This window comes from Citrobacter sp. H12-3-2, from assembly GCF_009649895.1.
Classification (GTDB): domain Bacteria; phylum Pseudomonadota; class Gammaproteobacteria; order Enterobacterales; family Enterobacteriaceae; genus Citrobacter; species Citrobacter portucalensis.
The window spans coordinates 3,519,622-3,539,042 of sequence record NZ_CP045837.1; the positions used below are offsets into that span (position 1 = coordinate 3,519,622).

The following is a 19,421-nucleotide window of genomic DNA, read 5'->3' on the forward strand; positions in this document are numbered from 1 at the left end:
AAATCACCGACTGGCGAACCGGATGTGTGTTTAGCGCTGTACTGATATCCAACGCTGCTGCTGATGGCTTTTTATAATTGCATCAATAATATACATCACATCCGCACCATCAGAAAAAGACGCAAATCGACGCTCCGCCGTTGCGGGCATTTTGCCTGCCAACACAGCCTGATAAAACTGCTGCATCATATTCTTGAACGCATCCGGCCAGCCTTCAATATGCCCCCCCGGAAAGTGCGCACTGGCAGCTACATCAGCATTCATCAATCCAGGGTCGTCCGTCAGGATCTGGTTCGCCTGCTGACGGTGCCCGACCCAAAGCTGTTGCGGCGTTTCCTGATCCCAGTGCAGTGAACAGTGGCTACCGTTAATTTCAAAGCTCAGGTGATTCTTGCGCCCGGCACTCACCTGCGAAACGCTAAAGCAGCCTTTGCTGCCATCATCAAAACGTACCAGCACCGATCCACGATCTTCTGTCGTAACCGCTTTATCCTCAAATTGCACATCAGCCGTTTGCTGGCCAAACGTGGCGTTACTGGCAATGCTGGCTTTACGTACCGGCCAGACGATAGCCAAATCGGCCATCACCTCGACAATACGTTTTCCAGTCACGAATTGCACCGTATCACACCAGTGCGAACCGATATCCGCTACCGCCCGTGAATCGCCGCCCTGTGCGGCATCGACCCGCCAGTTGTAGTCAGTCTCCAGCAGCATCCAGTCCTGCAGATAGCTCCCCTGTACGGCAAACAGACTGCCCACGCTGCCGCTTCTGACCATACTGGCCGCCTGCTGCACCATTGCAAACTGGCGATAGACAAAGCTCACGCCGTGCACCACTCCAGCCTGCTGTGCCAGCGTTTCCAGTTCACGAGCCTCATCCGGCGTCATACACAGCGGCTTTTCTGAAAACACGTGCAGACCCGCGCGTAAAATCTGCCGATTGATGTCGGCATGCAGATGATTCGGTGTACAGTTATGCACTACCTGCAGTCCGGGATGCGCCAGCAGCGCTTCAACGCTGCCGTAGGCATGAGGAATATGAAGAGCATCTGCGCGTTCCTGGGCAACCGCCAGTGAGCTATCACAGAGCGCCACCACGTTCACACCGCCGAGTCGACGCAACGCCTCAATATGTGCAGGCCCAATAAATCCGCTGCCAATAATGCCAACCTGTATCATTTGCGTACCTCATCGCCAGCGGCGAAATCATCAAATGCACGTGCAGAAACCGGAATAATATGGCGCCGTATAAAATCACTCCCCTCACGCGCCCCGGTTTGCGCGTCTTTCAGGCAACACTCCCATTCCAGCACCGCCCAGCCAGGGAAATCATATTGTGTGAGCTTGCTGAAGATCGTTTTGAAATCGACCTGCCCGTCCCCCAAAGAACGGAAGCGCCCGGCGCGATCGAGCCACGGCTGATAACCGCCATAGACACCGCTGCGGCTACTGGCATGGTACTCAGCGTCCTTGACGTGGAACGCTTTAATACGCGAGTGATAGACATCGATAAACCCAAGATAATCCATCTGCTGCAATAACAGATGGCTCGGGTCATAGAGAATGTTGCAGCGAGGATGATTATCAACCAGCGCAAGAAAACGCTCGAACGTCATGCCATCGTGCAGATCTTCGCCGGGATGGATCTCAAAGCAAACATCCACCCCATGGTGATCAAAGCGATCGAGTATCGGTCTCCAGCGGCGCGCCAGCTCCAGAAAAGCCTCTTCAAAGCGCTGACGATTATGCGGTGGCCACGGATAAAAGAAAGGCCAGGCGAGCGAACCTGAAAACGTGGCATGTGCCGTCAGCCCCAGTCTTTGCGAAGCCGCAGCGGCCTGGTGTAGGGTTTCGATGGCCCACGCCTGTCTGGCCTGCGGATTAGCGCGTACAGACGGCGGAGCAAATCCGTCAAAAGCGTCATCGTAAGCCGGATGGACGGCAACCAGTTGACCTTCAAGATGGGTAGATAATTCGCTAATCACTAACCCATATCCGGCCAGCATCCCGCGAATATCATCACAATAGGCCTGACTTACAGCAGCTTGTTCGACATCAAACAGCGACTTGTGATTACACGGGATTTGTAATGCCTTATAGCCCAGCTCCGCCGCCCATTTTGCCACGCCTTCCAGGGTGTTAAATGGCGGGCGATCCCCAATAAATTGCGCCAGAAAAATGCCTGGCCCCTTGATGGTTTTCATAACCCCTCCTGAAAATTACGCCTGCTCTTTGTCGTCATACTTGAAAGAGAAAAGGAAAATCAGGGCAATCACTGCGGCAGCGACTGCCGGGATCCACCAAAATGTGGTCCACGCCTGAGGCACGGTTTGCCCCGCCACCAGCCGGTTGTAAAGTGCGCCTGAAATTTGCGAGCCCAGCAGCATACCGATCCCATAGGTAAACATGACGATCATGCTTTGCGCCTGACCTTTTACTTTTTCCCCGGCGATACGATCGGTGTAAATAAAGCCGACTACGAAGAAGAAGTCGTAGCACACGCCGTGCAGCAGAATGCCGAGATACAGCAGGAATCGGCCCTCTTCGCTGATGCCGAGGGCAAAGAAGGCATAACGCACGAACCAGGCGCACATCCCGATTAACAGCATGTATTTCACGCCCAAACGTCTGAACAGGAACGGGATCACCAGCATGAAGAATATTTCAGACATCTGACCAAACGACATCGCCGTACTGACGTCGCCGACGCCCGCATCAGCAAGAAACGACGCGGTATACGCGTAATAGGTTCCCAACGGTACAGAGATAAGCGTCGCGCAGAGCGAGAAGACAAAAAAGTGACGGACCTTGAGTAAAGCAAAAGCATCCGCACAAAACAGATCGCGAACTTTTACCGGCAGTCCTTTCGCCGGTGCTGGCGTGTTGGGCAGCGTCAGGCTGTAGAGCGCCAGAACCACAGAGATAATCGCCGCCAGCGTAAAGATGCCGGTGGTGTCCGAAATCCCGGTTACACCGATAAAGATCCCCGCGACAATCCAGCCAATGGTGCCAAACACCCGCACCACCGGGAAAGTTTTGTCTTTATCCGACAAGCTATGAAAAGCAATATTGTTGGTAAGCGCCAGCGTTGGCATGTAGCACAACGTGTAGCCAAACAGCAGACCAATCAACAGTGCACCGTTTTGCGCCACCAATGCCTGCGGAACAAACCACAGGATTGCCGCGCCAGCAAGGTGCATCACCGCCATCACCTTTTGCGAGGCAAAAAAGCGGTCTACCAGCATCCCTAAGACGAATGGCGACAGAATAGAGGCAATGGGCCCGGCTGAAAACGCATCGCCAATCAACAGCGACATGTTGTGCTGGCTCATCACCAGCCCCAGCGTGACGGACCAACTTCCCCAGATAAAGAACTGTAAGAACATCATTAGCGACAGCCGGGGTACCAGCAGCCGGTACTGTACGCTCTGTTTTCCACTACTTTCGGTTGTTGACACCATTTTTTGCCCCATCCTTAAAAAGTAATCGATTACAAAATAGATTCAATAGAAAAGTAATCGATTACAAAACAAAGATCCTGTCAACAGCAGCAAAATTGCGAGAACGGTCACGATAAACGTTGAGTGAGGATCCGATCCCATCCTGACGATGGGATCGGTAATAACAAGATCGGTAGAAACTTAGCGGGACTTACGACGCAGCAGTTTGAAGGCAACAAACAGGAACAGGATCCACACCGGTAGCAGGATAGCTGACAGGCGCATCTCATCCATCGTACACATCAGCACCAGAATCATGCCAAGGAAAGCAATACACAGGTAGTTCCCTGCCGGATACAGCAGCGCTTTAAACTGCGTGTCACGTCCCTTACGACGCATCGCCGCCCGGAATCGCAGATGTGCCAGGCAGATCATAATCCAGTTCAGCAGCAGCGTCACCACCACCAGCGCCATCAGCAAGCTAAAGGCCTTTTGCGGCAGCACATAGTTGATGAGTACCACCAGCGACGTAATAGCACCGGAAAGGATCAGTGAGTTCACCGGTACGCCGCGACGGCTGACGCGGGTTAAGAACTTCGGCGCGTTACCCTGAACCGAAAGACCAAACAGCATGCGGCTGTTAGAGTAGACGCCACTGTTATACACCGACAGTGAAGCCACCAGGATGACAAAGTTCAGTGCAGAAGCCACTACGTTGCTGTCGAGATTATGGAAAATCATTACGAACGGGCTGCTGTTGGATTTCACTTCCACCCACGGGTACAGCGCCAACAGCACCACCAGAGAACCGATATAAAACAGCAGAATACGGTACACCACCTGGTTTACCGCCTTTGGAATGCTTTTCTGCGGATCCTGCGCTTCCGCGGCAGTAATCCCGATAAGCTCCAGCCCACCAAAGGAGAACATAATCACTGCCAGCGACAGAATTAATCCGTTCCAGCCGGTAGCAAAAAAGCCGTTGTAACGCCACAAGTTATCGATGCTTGCATGTTCCCCGCCGTTACCGGAAAACAGCATCCACACGCCAAAACCAATCATGCCGATAATGGCCAGTACTTTAATCAGCGCAAACCAGAATTCCGTTTCGCCATACAGACGTACGTTGACCAGATTGACGGCGTTGATGATCACGAAGAATGCCGCGGCCCAAATCCAGGTTGGAACATCGGGCAACCAGTACTGCATGTAGATCCCTGCCGCTGTCAGTTCTGCCATGCCGACCAGCACAAACATCACCCAGTAGTTCCAGCCGGACAGAAAACCCGCGAACGGTCCCCAGTATTTATAGGCAAAATGGGCAAACGATCCGGAAACGGGTTCTTCGACCACCATTTCGCCCAGTTGACGCATAATCAAAAAAGCGATGATCCCGGCAACGCCGTAACCCAGTAACACCGCAGGTCCCGCCATCTGAATAGCCGGGCCAATGCCCAAAAACAGGCCGGTACCAATTGCGCCGCCCAGCGCAATTAACTGAATATGGCGGTTTTGCAACCCTCGTTGAAGCGTCGGCTCGTTCGTCGACGCGGCATCAGACACGCTGGTGTCAGATGCAGTTGACGCGTTTTTCACGCCCTTCCCCTGTGTGGTTTTTATTGAAGGGGCTTCTTTTAACATTTCAACCTGGTTGTCGCAAGGCGCAATCGATTGGATACGCCGGGCTTCCTTGCCCAACGCACCGAGGCTCGGGAGAAAAACAATAGAAAGAAGGCGAGCTGTTATTGTTTATTCAGGTCAATACGTACCACGTTATCTGGCGCAGATGTAGAGTGGTCTTTATTAAATTTCTGTTTCACGGTGACAAACAGGGTTTGCCCATCCGCCGAGAGCAGCAAGCTGTTAGGGTTTGGTGGTAAATCCCAGCTTTTCTTCACGCTGTAATCGGTCGCATTCAGGCTGAGCAATTTCCCTGAATCACGCTGGGTAATATAGATTTCGTTGCGTTTTGCGTTAAATTTCACCGCTAGCGAATCACCCACATCCAATTTTTTCAGTAGCTTACCGGTATGGATATCCAGCACCAGGGTAGTCTTCGCTTTCGAGTTGTCGGTGACAAACAGGCGACCCGTTTGTGCGTCCTCCGCCATATTCAGCAACAGCGCAGGTTGTTCTCCCAGCGGTTGCCAGCGTTTTTCTACGCGCTGATTACGCGGGTTGATAACAAGAATTTCACCGCCGCCGTTAGCTGCATAAATTCGCTGCGTCACTTCTGAATAATGCAGTCCGGTCATCCATTTACCCGTATTTTTAATGCGGGTTTTTAGCTTCAGGGTTTCAGCGTCAACCACCCAAATCACCGCTGGATCCGCCACGGCACCAATATAGAGCAAACCGTTATGCAGCAGCACCTGGCGCGCACCATACGGGAAACCTTCTGGGTTACGTTCCGGGAACAGTACGCGATTTTTCACTTTGCCGTCAGCGGTATTCAGCGCGCTCAGGCCACCATCCAGTGAGTTGGTGACATACACTGTTTTACCGTCCGGCGAGATAGCCATACCAAAGTTTTTCATATCGGTATGACTCAAGCCGAGCGTTTTAAGCGTTTTTGGATCCAGCTTGTAAACCACGCCGCCCTGCACATCTTTAAATCCTTCGGCGCTGGCAACGTACAACGCATCCCCTACCGGGCTAAGCGCCATTTCATATAACCCATCCGCCAGCGCGCGTTGTTGCATATCACTGACGGCAGGTTGCGCTGTTTTTTCCGTAACGCTGGCGTTGCTGGCTGGTGTGGTATGCGCCGCACAACCGCTTAACGCCGCAGCAATCAGCAATGCCAGCGCGGATGTTGTTTTTTTCATTGTCGGGATCCTTACCAGAAGTAATACAGGGAGTTAATAACAAAAGAGAATGAGAACTATACGCATTATCTTTACTGAATCAAGAATAATTACCCGAGAGTAAAAAACATGAAACAGAGGTTTGAAGATGCAGACAGGTGCGCGCGACTTCCGGTTTTTCATAATTACAGTGAATTATTCTGGACGAAAAGGCATCGCAGGCCACAGAATGCGCTTTACTGTTTTTCTAACATTTTCAAACGGGTGAACCTGTTGTACTTCAGCCACTCGTTTTTTAGCCAGGCCAGGCAACGACTGTCATGAATAAGATCATCAAACGACTGGAAATCGTCAAAAGCGCTATTGAACTGGAAGATGAGGAGATTATTTTCCAGCAGGTGGCGCATCTTAAAAATGAGCCTTTGTCAGTCGTACCTGGCACCATTGTGCAGGCGATCGAAGAACGACGCTTTGGTGATGCCCTGCGTGAAATCTCGGCCTGGCTGCAATCTCAACGGGCAGTCTCTACGTGGCAGGATCCCGCCATTGCCGCCAGTAAGCTGGAACTCAAAGCACTCGAAACTCAGCTGCGTGACCTGATCGATAAGCGTAACACGCGCATTCAAATCCTCGATGATTTCAACGATCTGTATCACCTTCGTCTTGGACCGCTGATGAGCCGCATTCTCGAACTGCGTAAACAGCTCGCCGCTAGTGCCCAGCGCAAACAGGAAGCGGAGCGAAAACGCCGGGAAAAAGACTATCAATCCTGTCAGCACTATATTTCCCAGGCTGTTGATCAACTGGCCAGGCTCAAGCAGCACTGGATGAACCAGAATTCAGATTCGCGCGAATCGGTGGAAACACGCCAACGCATTCAGCAGCAAACTGAACTGATTACCGCCCTGCTGGCGGAGATTCGTGAGCTGGAAAACGACTTTTCTCGCCAGGACGACAGCGCAACCCGTCAGGCACAGGAAGAGGCCAGCCATGAATATGATGAATATCAGGAGCAGCAGCAGGATGCACAGCATCGTTTTAGCCGTGACCAGCGGCTTTCCTCTGATGAACGTAATGAGTTAAAACGCCTGTGGCGTCAGGCAAGCCGTCTTTGCCACCCGGACGTGGTAGCCGATGATCTGAAAGAGAAAGCGCATCAGATGATGGTACAGCTAAACCAGGCGCGCCAAAATGCCGATCTTGCTGCCGTCCGGGCGCTACTGACTCAATTGCAAAGCGGCCTCGAACCGATGATGGCGAGTGACCGATTGAACGATTTGCAGCATTTACGCAGCAAAATACAGCAGCTCAGAGAACAAATTAACGCGCTGCTCAAAGAGATTACCGAACTGGAAGCCGAGAACGCCTGGCGGCTTGCCACCTCCGTGACTGATAAAGAAGCCTACTTCTCCGATCAACAACGGGCGCTTACGGAAATCCGCAATACGCTGGAACAGCAGGTGCATCAGGTTGAACAGGAACTGTTGGCGGGCTAAGCCCTATCAGCAATAGCAATCAGAAAAAATAACCTCTTCAAGTGAGTTTTTAAAATTAAGCACAAAAAGCCAAAAATAGGATAATTCCCTAAAAAATTCACAACACTAAGAATTATCAACCTGAATACTCGAGTTTCAGGTCGATAACTGCAAATTTAGCGATATTTCTCTCTTCCCCTCGACGCGCCTTCTCTTTGTCCTGGTCTTGATTAAGAATTCTCCTACCAACCAGTAAGCCCATTAAGAAAAACGGGTATCCATCTGAAATATAATGTTTTTCATATAAATCCCCTCCAAAACAGATTGGAATACCCTGTCTTTATAGAAACCACTCAATCATTATTCATGCGATTCATAAGCGAAATCTATCAATCATTTACGCAGAGCTGAAATAAACGATTTATCTTAAATTTTAACAAAGTGTAATATCTACTTTAAGAATAGTTAATGATTCTAATAAATACAGAGAATATCTGTTTAATCTGGAATTAATAAGGATACGTTCACAGCACAGAACGTAATACGAGATTTAATTAACATTTCACGCGTCGCAAGAAACTCTTTTTTAACCTACAAAAAGAGGCGGCTGCTTGCACCAAAATTTCAAGGAGATCGTTATGTCAAAGGCTATTTTTTTGGGTGACTCAATTTACCCTTGGCTAGGCATGCGAGAAATCCTACGTGGCTCATCATTATATATTGATATCGCGTATTACTCCTCCCAGACGCTCTCTGCTGTCAAAATGCTTCCTTATGAAACGGATTGCATCATCATTAATCCTGACAAATCAGATTTTTTAAAATATGCCAGGATTATCCGCAACATGGCTTTACGACCTGTCACCAAAATTATTGTTTTGGCAGATGAAGCTACTTTTACTCTTTTTCAAACCGTTTGTGGGAAGAACATGCTGTTTCTTGATCAAGATGCCAGTCTTGATCGGCTACACCATGCCGTTACACGTATCACAAAAAACAATAACCAACAAAATATCAAAGCATTACACAACAAGATCACAGCAAACGAATTCAACGTAATGATGATGCTTGCCCGAGGATGGTCACTGACACAAATCGCCGGGGCATCACAAAAAAGTGAAAAAACCATCGGGGCGTACAAAAGCAATATTGCCAGAAAACTCGGCAAAAATAACACCCGGCTCAAGTACACCATTTCTCACTATAGCCAGCCGTAACTGACTTATTTAAGGACAATTATCACGGTTATTATTTAAAAAAAGTTTTCTTTCGACTCGCTTTTTAATTCCGCATCGCACGGAAGGAAACCCTATTCCCAAAAATCTATTACCGGGTAGCACATCCGCGTGCCAACCATAGCCAACAACTCAATGTATTAACACATGCATAACAGGAATGTAGACGAGGGTTATATATGAACAAAGTTTACAGCATTATTTGGAACGCGGCGCTCGGTATCTGGGTGGTCGTTTCTGAATTAACCAAAGGAAAGAAAAAAAGCAGCTCGCGTAAAACGGTTGCGGTATTAGCAGCAACGGCATTACTCAGCACCTCTCCGCTTGTTATGGCGGATAATACTGGCGATCATGATATTTCCGTTGATTATAACAATATTGTTATTCAACCGGGCACGAAGGACAACATCCACAATGATGGCTTCCTCTACCAGAACACCACTAACGGTGCAGTGTTAAACGTCACTGGCGCATTGCCGCAAATTGAACAAGGCCAAACCGGACTGGTCGAATCAGCGACTATTGAGCAGTTGCTAGATCAAAAGAAGATTACGCTCACAGCGAACATTGGGGGCGTTAGCACCCCGATTACCGAAGTTGAAGATCTGAAAAAGTATTACTTCAACCAGCCAACAACGACACCTACGCAAGATAAAGAAATTCCCATCATCGATCCTGCATTAGAAACCCCGGCGGCTATGCAGGTCTACAACACCGATGAACTGGTTCGTTATCTGACCGAAACTCCGTTAGATGGCATAACGTTAAATACCTATGACTCAACCCTTTCTAAAATCTACAACAACTTTGGCATTGCGCAGGCCAGCAACGGTTCGACGGCCAATCTGAACATTGGTAACGATCAGAAAAATGCCCGCGATGCAGAAAACACCATCAAACTCCTTGCCAAAAATAGCGCCTTGCTTGAAGCCAGCGGTACAGGCAGCAAGGTTAACTGGATTTCCGATAACTACATCTCTTTTGGCGCCGCTCCCGTCGTCCCGAACGAAACCTTTAACGGTTCTCAGACAATGGACCAGTTCGGCAAAGTATTGACTATCGATACCTACGGATACGATAGCAACGGTGATGCAGTGAAAACCGGCACTCAGGAGTTTGATATCACCAATACTCAAGAACTGGGCGATCTTAACGACTGGCTGCTGGGCGAAAGTGATGCAACGGTTTTAAATTCGCAGGGGCAAAAGGTCAGTCAACTACAGCTGATGCTGGATGCCAATCGCGGCACGATGTCGCTCAAAGACGTTGAAGACTGGTATGCGGATCTGATTAGCAGCGTTTTACAATCCGATACCGTAACCGGCTCGGTTGATTGGCAATACCAGGTCTGGAAGGATGGTAAAAGCCATACCAATAATGCCACGATCGGTAATACCGAGCTGCACGCCGTTTACGCGCATGGCGCGGGCGCGACCGGCACTGTGACCAAAGATTCTGTGCTGGCGGTAGATGGCAGCATTAATGGTGTGATGAAAGGCGCAGATGGCGCTGTCATTACGAACCAGGGTTCCCTCAACGCACTGCGTACTTCCACAGGCCACAGTCTGGCGATTGGTATGCTGGCGGAAAATGCTACGGCAACCAACACCGGCACCATCAACTCCGGTTTGTTCATCGATAAAGATGGACGACAGTCTGTAAATAGCTACGGCGCTATCGGTATGCAGGGCAAAGGGGCCAGTACTGTCACCAACGATGGCATCATAAACCAGGCTGTCACAACAGGTAACTATGGTACCGCCTCTGCGGCCAACCCGTGGGATACCAATACCACGGTAACGACGCCAATTACGCTGGCCATTGGGATGCTGTTGTCAGGAGACTCCACTGGGGTTAACAACAAAACGATCAATGTGGTGGACGGCAACGCCAACGGTGCCTCCTTCGGGAAAGGTACCGCTTATGGCGTTGAAGTGGCTGAAAATGCCAATTTCACTAACAGTACTGACGCCACGATTTATCTCGGTCGTGATGGTTCTAACACCGCACAGGATGTCGAATTGACTGGCGGCGCTAACCTCAGCGCAGGTATCCATGTGCGCGGCGCAGGGACTGTGACTAACGAAGGGAAAATTACCCTCGGAACCGGCGTACGTAACGCAGCCGGCTTACTGGTCGCTGGTGCGAGCGGGAATGTTATCAACTCCGGCGAAATCTCAGTTAATGGTGCGACATCCGGACTGTCAAACTACGGGATGTCGGTGCATAACAGCGGCGCAAATGCTGGTCAAACTATTCGTAATGACGGCCAGATTAATGTTAACGGCAAAAGTAATATTGGCATTCATGTTCGTGCAGACAGCTCGGATGCCAAAGTCACCACCAGCCAGGCCGGTCAAATTACAGTTAACGGTGAAGGTAGTACCAACGAGCGTAACTACGCTATTTGGGTTGAAGGCTCAGCTGGAAAGCAGGCGATTGCGGATATCTCTTCCGGTATTACACTGAAGGGCACCGGGGACATCGGGGTGCACGTTCGTGGCAGTGCGACGGCGAATATCAATAACGACAGTAGCCCTATATTTAACAGCACCGACCAGATAGGCTATTTTTTATACGGCGCCAATGCGATCGCTAACATTGGCAAGACGGAGATGAATGATAATGGTCAGGTTAATACCACTATCTTCCGTGTTGCTGAGGGCGCCAAATTTGCCGGTAACAGTAAGGACCCCGTGAGCGGAGCTTACTCCGATCTTAAACTATCACTCAGCGGTAACAACTCTGTTGGTGTACTGGGTACAGGGAAAGGTACTGACGTTGTCACCGGTGAAGCGACATTCAACATTGGGGGGATGGGCGCAACTGCCATTGTGATTGAAGGCGGTGCAAGCGGTAATATTAGCGATAAAACCATCATCAATTTGACCGGTGTAGGAACCACTGCCGGGATTGTTGACGGCAAGGCGCATAATTTAAACGGCTCTGAACAGGGTAAACCGGTGGAGACTACCCTCACCTCTGATGCCAGCATTACCTCTGAAGCTAGCGGCAACAAGGTTATCGCCTATGTTGCGAGGAATCTGGGTAACCTAATCCTCAACACCAACTCGATTATCGATCTGGCCAGCGTAAACAGCATCGGCGTTGATGTGCAAGAAGGCGGGAGCTTAACTAACAACTCTTCCAGAGCCCTGCATGTCAGCAACGGTATTGGCGTACTGGCTTCAGGTGCCAGCGCCCAGATAAAAAGACTAGGCCAGGTAGCCGTTGATGATGGAACCGCAGGGGTTCTGCTGACCAATGGTGCAAGCCTGAGTATTACCGGTGATGCCGGCGATGCCATCACGACCAATGGTTCAGCAGACGGTATTCGTCGGGATGCGGGCGCAGGCTCTTTGACCGCCAGAGGAGTTTCCATCAGCGCATTGGGTACGGGTGCAGGTATTCAGAACGATGCCAACAACACCGATATCACGCTCAACGACGTGACCATCAATGCCAACGATGGTCCGGGGATTCGGACTAGCGTGGCGCTGAACATGAACGATGGGTTGAACAATATCCTCAACGTTAACGGGAAAGGTACCGGCTTCGCTTTTGAACAACGCAATGGCGGCTCGGTGACGGGCGATCTGACCATCGGCAAAGGCTACACCATTGAGGTGCTGAACAGCGAAGGCAGCGGTATCCGCGCTAATACCAACGGTAATGTCACCACCAATGCCGACATTAACGTGCATAACGACGCAGGCGGTTCGGCGATCATCGCGAAAAACGTCAGCGCCTTGACCAACAGCGGCAAGATTATCTCTGCCAGCACCACCTCACCGGTTATTGACGCCAGCGGCGACAGCAGTAAAACCATTACCAACACGGGAACCCTGCAGGCCATCAACGACACGGCCGTGGCCATTCAGTCCGGCAAAGGCAATGACACCATTGATATCAGCGGCGGTGTAACCAGCGGCGTAATCAATACCGGCGAAGGTGCGGACATCTTTAACTGGCGTAGTGGCTCCTATGCGGGTGAAGTGAATTTCGCCGGTACTGGCGGTAACAATAAAGCCAACATCGGCAATGTGACGCTGGATAAAACACGCCACATCACTACTGAAGCAGGTAGCGGCAACGCCCTCACCTTCACCGATACAAAAGGTGCGAAGATTGGTACGCTGGCTAGCGACAACCTGACCACTGGCACCAACATCGGCACCGGCTGGGATTCGCTGACCATCAGCGGCTCAAACGCAGATGTCCGGGTCGTAGAAAACCTGACGCTGGCAAGCAAAACCATTGCCGTAAACAATGGCGCAACCCTGAGCACCGGCGACCACGTCGAGCCGACCAGTACTGCCGCAAGCATTGGCGATTACAATGTTACGACCCAGGGCACAGGCAGCCGGGTTATCTTCGATACCCAGGGTGATGCTTCAGCGGCGCAAATTTATCGCGGTATCATCAGCGGTGACGGGAAGTTCGAACGTGCGGCGGGCGGTACCACGATCTTCACCGCTAACAATACCTACACCGGCTCTACCACTATCGCTCAAACCGGTACGCTGCAGTTGGGTGACGGCGGAAATACAGGCGAAGTCAGCGCCGTGTCGAATATTCTCGATGACGGCGTACTCATCGTTAATCGAGCTGATAAAGTTTGGCTCAACGGCGTGATCTCCGGTATTGGCGCGCTGCAGCAAATCGGTGGCGGCATTACCCGTCTGAACGGTAACAACATCTACACCGGCGACACCACCGTTACCAACGGCACACTGCTGGTGAATGGCGATCAAAGCGCGGCGCGCGGTGCCACCACCGTTAGCGGCACGTCCACACTTGGCGGTAATGGCACTATCGGCGGCAACGTGCTGATGAACGATGCCACGACCCTCAGCGCAGGCGACGGTGGTGCGGGTACGTTATCCATTAACGGTAATCTGCAGCTTGGCAGCAAAACGACTTCCGCTTTCGAACTGGGTCAGGCCTATACGCCAGGCGGCGCGCTAAACGATCTGATTAACGTCGCGGGCGATCTGCAACTGGACGGGACTCTGGATGTCACCACTTCACAGGGCGGTAACTTCGGACCGGGCGTGTACCGTATCTATAACTACGGCGGCACGCTGGATAACCAGACGCTGGAATTAGGCGCAATACCGGACAGTCAGGATAAGAGCAATATTTTTGTCCAGACCTCCATCGACAAACAGGTCAACCTGGTGAACGCCAACGGCGTTATCCTGCAGTTCTGGGACGGCGCAACCGTCAATCAGAGCCACGGCGCGTCGGGTATTGAAGGCGACAGCAAAATTGACGGTGGCGATGGCAAATGGATGGCAATCGGCAGCCAGGGTGATAACAACTGGACCACCGCAACCGGTGAAGGTAACGCCCCTTGGGCACAGAAGTCCTTCGCCGTCTTCACCACCAAAGGCGGTAAAGTTACCGTGGACAACGCCGCGGGAGAAGTTAACTTCTCCGGGGCACAGTTTGATGCCGATGGCTATGTCGTTAAAGGCGATGCGCTTAACGCGTATGCCACCACTGAAAACGCGACCCACGCAGGCCAGACGCCGGGAACAGGCGAACTGCTGCTGCGCGTTGGCGCCGGTGGCGCGGGGCAAAACTATACCGCGACCATTGAGTCTGTTATCCGCGAAGCCAGTACTGCTGACAAGCTGACGCTGGTGAAAACCGACCTTGGCCGTCTGATCCTCAGCGGCGATAACGAGTATCGCGGCGGCACGCGCATTGATGGCGGCACGTTGCAGATCTCCTCCGACAGCAATCTCGGCCAGAGCGGAACTGACCTGGCAATCAATAACGGTTCAACGCTGCAACTGGGCGCGGACCTGACCAGCAATCGCACCATCGAGCTGGGAGCGAATGAGAACGCAGCGGTGTTCGATCTCAATTCGCACCACTTCACGCCAACCGGTGAGATTACCGGCGACGGTAAACTGAAAGTCACCAGCAGCTCTAGCGATGCGGGCAGCACCTTGTCGCTCGACCGCGCAAACAGCTACAAAGGCGACACAGAAATTGCCGGTACCGGAAACACCAACAATGTGACGGTCAACGTCAGCAAAACCGGAGCCTTTGGCAGTAACGAAAGCAGCACCGTGAATGTCAATAAGGGCGCGACGCTCAATGTCAGCGGGACAGATACCAGCCTGAAATCCCTGACCATGAACATCGCCGACAGCCTGTTAACGCTGGCAGATAACGTCACCGCAGCGAGCGCAATGCTGAACCTGACGGGCACGGCGAAAGCGGTGTTAACCAACAACGCCACCGCGGGCAACGCGACGGTTAACGTGTCAAAAGACAGTACTCTGGCGCTGGAAGAAGACGCCAGCGGCGGTAATGCCACCGTGAACAACAGCGGACTGATGACCTTTGCTGACCAGGCGATGGCAGAAAATACCGTCGTTAAAAACCTGGCGGGCGGTAAGGTCGATATCAGCGCAGTCGACAGCGCAACATCGATCGGCTCGTTGTCCGGCGCAGGTAATGTCGAATTGGGCAATAAAGAGCTGTCACTGGGTAATCTGCATCTTGATGACACCATCAGCGGCATTATCAGCGGCAACGACGGTAGCCTGGTGAAAATCGGTGACGGTACGTTAACGCTGACCGGCGACAATACTTACACCGGCACCACGGACGTCAATGAAGGCGTGCTGCTGGTCAACGGTAATCAGTCTGCGGCTACCGGCCAGGTGACGGTGAAATCCGGGGCAACGCTTGGCGGAAACGGAATTATTGGCGGCGCGGTTGATGTGCTGGACGACGCTCATATTACCGCAGGTGCGGCCATCAACAGCGTGGGTAAACTGACTACCGGTTCGCTGACGCTCAGTGATAACGCACAGCTGGATTATCAGTTTGGTCAGGCTTACACCCCGGGCGGTGCTTTCAACGACTTGATTGATGTAAATGGCGATCTGACGCTCGACGGTAAGCTCAACATTGAAACCTCACCGGGCGGCAGCTTTGATGTCGGCGTCTATCGCGTCATCAACTACACCGGCACATTGACCAACAATGTGATGGATATTGCTAACGCGCCGGAAGCGGCTGACAGCCTGTACGTGCAGACATCGGTGAAAAATCAGGTCAACCTGGTCAACCACGCAGGACTAACGCTGCGCTTCTGGGACGGCACCGGCGGTGAGAATGGCGAGCTGAAAAACAACGGCGTCATCAACGGCGGCGACGGTATCTGGCAATCCAGCCAGGGTAACGACAACTGGACTACCGATGAATCAACGCCGGAAGGCGCGCTGAACGCACCGTTTACCGATGCCGCGTTTGCCGTCTTCCAGGGTGAAGCAGGCAACGTGACCGTCGATAACAGCAAAGGCGACGTCATCATCAGCGGCGCGCAGTTCGCCACCGATGGTTATCGCGTGGGTGGCGAAGCCATTACCACCGATACGGCCAACACCCTGATTCGCGTTGGCGATGGCACAGTAGACGGCGCCAACTACACCGCGACTATCGACAGCGTTATCCGCGGTACCGGCGGCCTGAATAAAGGCGATCTCGGTACCCTCATCCTCACGGGCGACAACACCTACAGCGGCGGAACGACCATCACCTCCGGGACGCTGCAGGTAGCGGGCGATACCAACCTGGGTGCGGCAGATACGGGAATTACCTTTAATGGCGGTACGCTGAAGTATGGCGAAGCGTTTGATACTGCCCGTCAGGTGACGCTGGAATCCGGCGGCGGGACATTCGACACCAACGGACATGACGTTTCTCTGCTGACTGAAGTCGAAGGTAACGGTCAACTGACCAAAACCGGTAAAGGCTCCCTCACCCTGACGCTGGATAACACCTACACCGGTGGCACCACCATCGAACAAGGCGTTTTACAGCTGGGTAACGGCGGTGATATCGGCAGCATTCAGGGGGATGTCGTTGATAACGGCGTACTCAACGTCAATCGTGGCGATACCCTGGCGCTGACCGGCAATATCAGTGGTAAAGGCCAGTTGCATCAGACCGGTAGCGGCATTACCGAGCTGCAAGGCGAAAACAGCTACAGCGGCGCGACGTTGATCGCCAACGGCGTGTTGCAAGCGGGTAATGCCAACACCCTGAGTAGCGCATCGCACCACTATGTGGTCGCAGACACCACGTTGAACACTCAGGGTTACAACCAAACGGTAGCGGGCCTGAGCAACGGTGGCGATGTCTCGCTCATCGGTCAGCAGACTGGCACAACCTTAACCGTCAAAGGGGATTACACCGGCGAAAAAGGGACTATCAACATGGCGGCTATCCAGAATGGTAGCGGCGCAGGCATTGCCGACCGTCTGATTATCGATGGCGGTAAAGCCAGCGGTAGCACGCTGCTGGATGTCGATGGTTCTGGTCTCGGCGCGCCGACCATTGGGGATGGTATCGAAGTGGTGACAGCGCTCAATGGCGCAACCACCACCGCACAAACGTCGCGGGATGCCTTCCATCTTGCCGCCGATCGTATGGCTGCAGGTGCGTTTGAGTACCAACTGCATGCGGGTAATGCTCAGGGCCAGGGTGAAAACTGGTATCTGAGAAGTGAATACCGTCCAGAAACCATGCTGTATTCTGGCCTCGCCAGCGTCGTACGTCAGGGTGATCTTAGCCTGTTGGGTAACATGCACCAACGTATGGGTGACGAGGTTAAACCGGGCATTGATGAAGACAATCGCGCGTGGGCAAGAATGATTGGCTACTCCGGTAAAACCAAACTGGATGACGCGGCCGGTACACAAACCAGCTCCCATACCATGGGCATTCAGGTCGGCGTTGATATGTATGCTAACGAAAGCTGGAAAGCCGGGATGTATACCAGCATCCTTGATATCGACAGCAACGTGAAAGGCACGAAGACAGGCAGCGATGGCAAAGGCGGTAACATCGACGACAACGCATTTTACGTCGGCGGCTATGCTACCTGGTTCTCGGGTGACGGTATGTATGTTGATAACGTCCTGCAGTACGGTAACCATAAATCCCGCCTGGAGGCGACCGGTAACAACGGCTCGTATACGGTCAGAGGCAACACGCTGACGGCGTCGACAGAGGTAGGTAAATCGTTCCGTTTAGGTGCCAGCGCATGGAGTCTGGAACCTCAGGCTCAGTTGATCTACCAGTACAGCGACTTTGATAACAGCACGCTGGATGGTGTGACCCCAACGAAAGTGAAAATGGATACTGCGGATTCCTTTACCGCGCGTCTGGGCGTGCGTCTGGTCGCTGACTATGACACCAACCATGGCAAATTCCAGCCGTATGGCAGGGTAAACGTCTGGCAGGGTCTGGGTTCAAAAGACAAAACGCACTTTACCAATGCGGTAGCCACCACCACGCTGGAATCTTCACAGCAGTACTCCAGCACTGAAGTTGCAGCCGGCCTGTCATGGTCCATCGACAGAAACCTGCAGGTCTACGGTGAGCTGGGTACGCAATTCAGCAACGGCGGCAGTAAATCGCAGGTAGAAGCGCCGGTCAATGCCTCTATCGGCTTTAAGAAATCGTTCTAAGCTGACATAAACTCACCAGCCCCCTGTTCTGCAGGGGGCTTTTTTTTGCCGTTCAAAGCCGCCTGATGCGCTACGCTTATCAGGCCTACAGACTTAACAGCAACGCGGAACAACCAAGGGGTTGGGAAACGTGAAAAGGAGGGATTAACGATTATATTGTGCTAAGAGTGAAGGGATCTCTTCTGCCAGTACCGGGGGAGAAATGAAAAAGCCTTGAATTTTGTCACAACCAATCTGCATCAACCGCTCCAGCTGGGACTGGGTTTCCACCCCTTCGGCAAGAACTTCAATGCCAAAATTATGCGCCAGTGAAATAATACCCTCAACAATCTTCGTTGATCGGGTGTCGGGCTCAATACCGGTGACAAATTCCTTATCAATTTTTAAAGTGTCAAAAGGATATTTCAACAGGTAATTAAGATTAGCATGGCCGGTTCCAAAATCATCAAGTGCAAGCTTGACCCCTATCGCCTTTAATTCCGTCATATTTTTAGCCGCAATCTGGCTGTCACACAGCGGTGACGTTTCCGTGACCTCTATTTGGCATCGATGGACCGGCAGCCCGGAAGTGGCAAGATTTTGTCTGACGCGTTGGGGTAGCAGAGGATCGCAGAATTCAAGCGCGGAAATATTGACGGATAATACAATGGGGTCAGGCCAGGAAGTTGCAACATCCCACGGAGAGTGAGTAACCATATCTTCAATGGAAATAATATTGCCGCTATCTTCCAGTAAGGTAATAAAAACATCGGGAGAGATCATACCCATCTGAGGACTATTCCAACGCATTAATGCTTCAAATCCGCTTATACGCTGGGCATGCAAATTGAAAATAGGCTGATAAACCATATAAAGTTGACTGGTATTCAAAGCCTTTTCAAGCGCAGTTAGCACCTCATTGGAATTAAACATTCCCCTCTCCCTCTACAAATCATAAAATTAAAAACCAGTCAAAATCACT

At 51.8% G+C, this 19,421-nt stretch carries 9 protein-coding genes; 3 read left to right on the forward strand and 6 right to left on the reverse strand.

Annotated elements, in window-relative coordinates; genetic code table 11:
- Window positions 1-30: 30 nt before the first annotated feature.
- The 5 genes from GHC22_RS16955 to GHC22_RS16975 form a co-directional block, all read right to left on the reverse strand.
- The gene (locus GHC22_RS16955) at window positions 31-1,182 is read right to left on the reverse strand and encodes a Gfo/Idh/MocA family protein (protein WP_153753593.1); all 1,152 of its coding nucleotides are present in this window, start codon (window positions 1,180-1,182) and stop codon (window positions 31-33) included.
- Window positions 1,179-2,207, reverse strand: coding sequence for a sugar phosphate isomerase/epimerase (locus GHC22_RS16960; RefSeq protein WP_057066485.1), 1,029 nt, complete (start codon window positions 2,205-2,207; stop codon window positions 1,179-1,181). Before GHC22_RS16960 ends, GHC22_RS16955 begins: the two co-directional genes overlap by 4 nt.
- 15 nt (window positions 2,208-2,222) lie before the next feature.
- Window positions 2,223-3,464, reverse strand: a complete 1,242-nt coding sequence (locus GHC22_RS16965; RefSeq protein ID WP_153753594.1) for an MFS transporter — start codon at window positions 3,462-3,464, stop codon at window positions 2,223-2,225.
- Window positions 3,465-3,644: 180 nt separating this feature from the next.
- Window positions 3,645-5,039: a phenylalanine transporter gene (pheP, locus tag GHC22_RS16970; RefSeq protein ID WP_153753595.1), complete on the reverse strand. Its 1,395-nt coding sequence runs from the start codon at window positions 5,037-5,039 to the stop codon at window positions 3,645-3,647.
- A gap of 146 nt (window positions 5,040-5,185) precedes the next feature.
- Window positions 5,186-6,271 carry an SMP-30/gluconolactonase/LRE family protein gene (locus GHC22_RS16975; RefSeq protein ID WP_153753596.1) on the reverse strand — a complete coding sequence of 362 codons (1,086 nt, stop codon included), beginning with the start codon at window positions 6,269-6,271 and terminating at the stop codon, window positions 5,186-5,188.
- Window positions 6,272-6,570: 299 nt separating this feature from the next.
- Here GHC22_RS16975 and GHC22_RS16980 point away from each other — a divergent pair, with 299 nt between their 5' ends.
- The 3 genes from GHC22_RS16980 to GHC22_RS16990 all read left to right on the forward strand — a co-directional run bounded on the left by GHC22_RS16980 (window position 6,571) and on the right by GHC22_RS16990 (window position 18,460).
- Window positions 6,571-7,746, forward strand: a complete 1,176-nt coding sequence (locus tag GHC22_RS16980; RefSeq protein ID WP_032942620.1) for a DnaJ family molecular chaperone — start codon at window positions 6,571-6,573, stop codon at window positions 7,744-7,746.
- Between the two features lie 617 nt (window positions 7,747-8,363).
- Window positions 8,364-8,942 (forward strand): LuxR C-terminal-related transcriptional regulator, encoded by a 579-nt coding sequence (locus tag GHC22_RS16985; protein WP_008784033.1) that lies wholly within the window; start codon window positions 8,364-8,366, stop codon window positions 8,940-8,942.
- 197 nt (window positions 8,943-9,139) lie between these two features.
- On the forward strand, window positions 9,140-18,460 hold the full coding sequence (locus GHC22_RS16990) for an autotransporter outer membrane beta-barrel domain-containing protein (protein WP_153753597.1): 9,321 nt from the start codon (window positions 9,140-9,142) through the stop codon (window positions 18,458-18,460).
- A gap of 144 nt (window positions 18,461-18,604) precedes the next feature.
- Here GHC22_RS16990 and GHC22_RS16995 read toward each other — a convergent pair whose 3' ends face one another.
- Window positions 18,605-19,372, reverse strand: coding sequence for a bifunctional diguanylate cyclase/phosphodiesterase (locus GHC22_RS16995; RefSeq protein WP_003831149.1), 768 nt, complete (start codon window positions 19,370-19,372; stop codon window positions 18,605-18,607).
- Window positions 19,373-19,421: the final 49 nt, after the last annotated feature.

Excerpts from the sequence above, each read along its gene's own strand:
- GHC22_RS16955 (WP_153753593.1), bottom strand. The coding sequence starts at position 1,182 with ATGATACAGGTTGGCATTATTGGCAGCGGATTTATTGGGCCTGCACAT.
- GHC22_RS16960 (WP_057066485.1), bottom strand. The coding sequence starts at position 2,207 with ATGAAAACCATCAAGGGGCCAGGCATTTTTCTGGCGCAATTTATTGGG.
- GHC22_RS16965 (WP_153753594.1), bottom strand. The coding sequence starts at position 3,464 with ATGGTGTCAACAACCGAAAGTAGTGGAAAACAGAGCGTACAGTACCGG.
- GHC22_RS16975 (WP_153753596.1), bottom strand. The coding sequence starts at position 6,271 with ATGAAAAAAACAACATCCGCGCTGGCATTGCTGATTGCTGCGGCGTTA.
- GHC22_RS16980 (WP_032942620.1), top strand. The coding sequence starts at position 6,571 with ATGAATAAGATCATCAAACGACTGGAAATCGTCAAAAGCGCTATTGAA.
- GHC22_RS16985 (WP_008784033.1), top strand. The coding sequence starts at position 8,364 with ATGTCAAAGGCTATTTTTTTGGGTGACTCAATTTACCCTTGGCTAGGC.
- GHC22_RS16990 (WP_153753597.1), top strand. The coding sequence starts at position 9,140 with ATGAACAAAGTTTACAGCATTATTTGGAACGCGGCGCTCGGTATCTGG.
- GHC22_RS16995 (WP_003831149.1), bottom strand. The coding sequence starts at position 19,372 with ATGTTTAATTCCAATGAGGTGCTAACTGCGCTTGAAAAGGCTTTGAAT.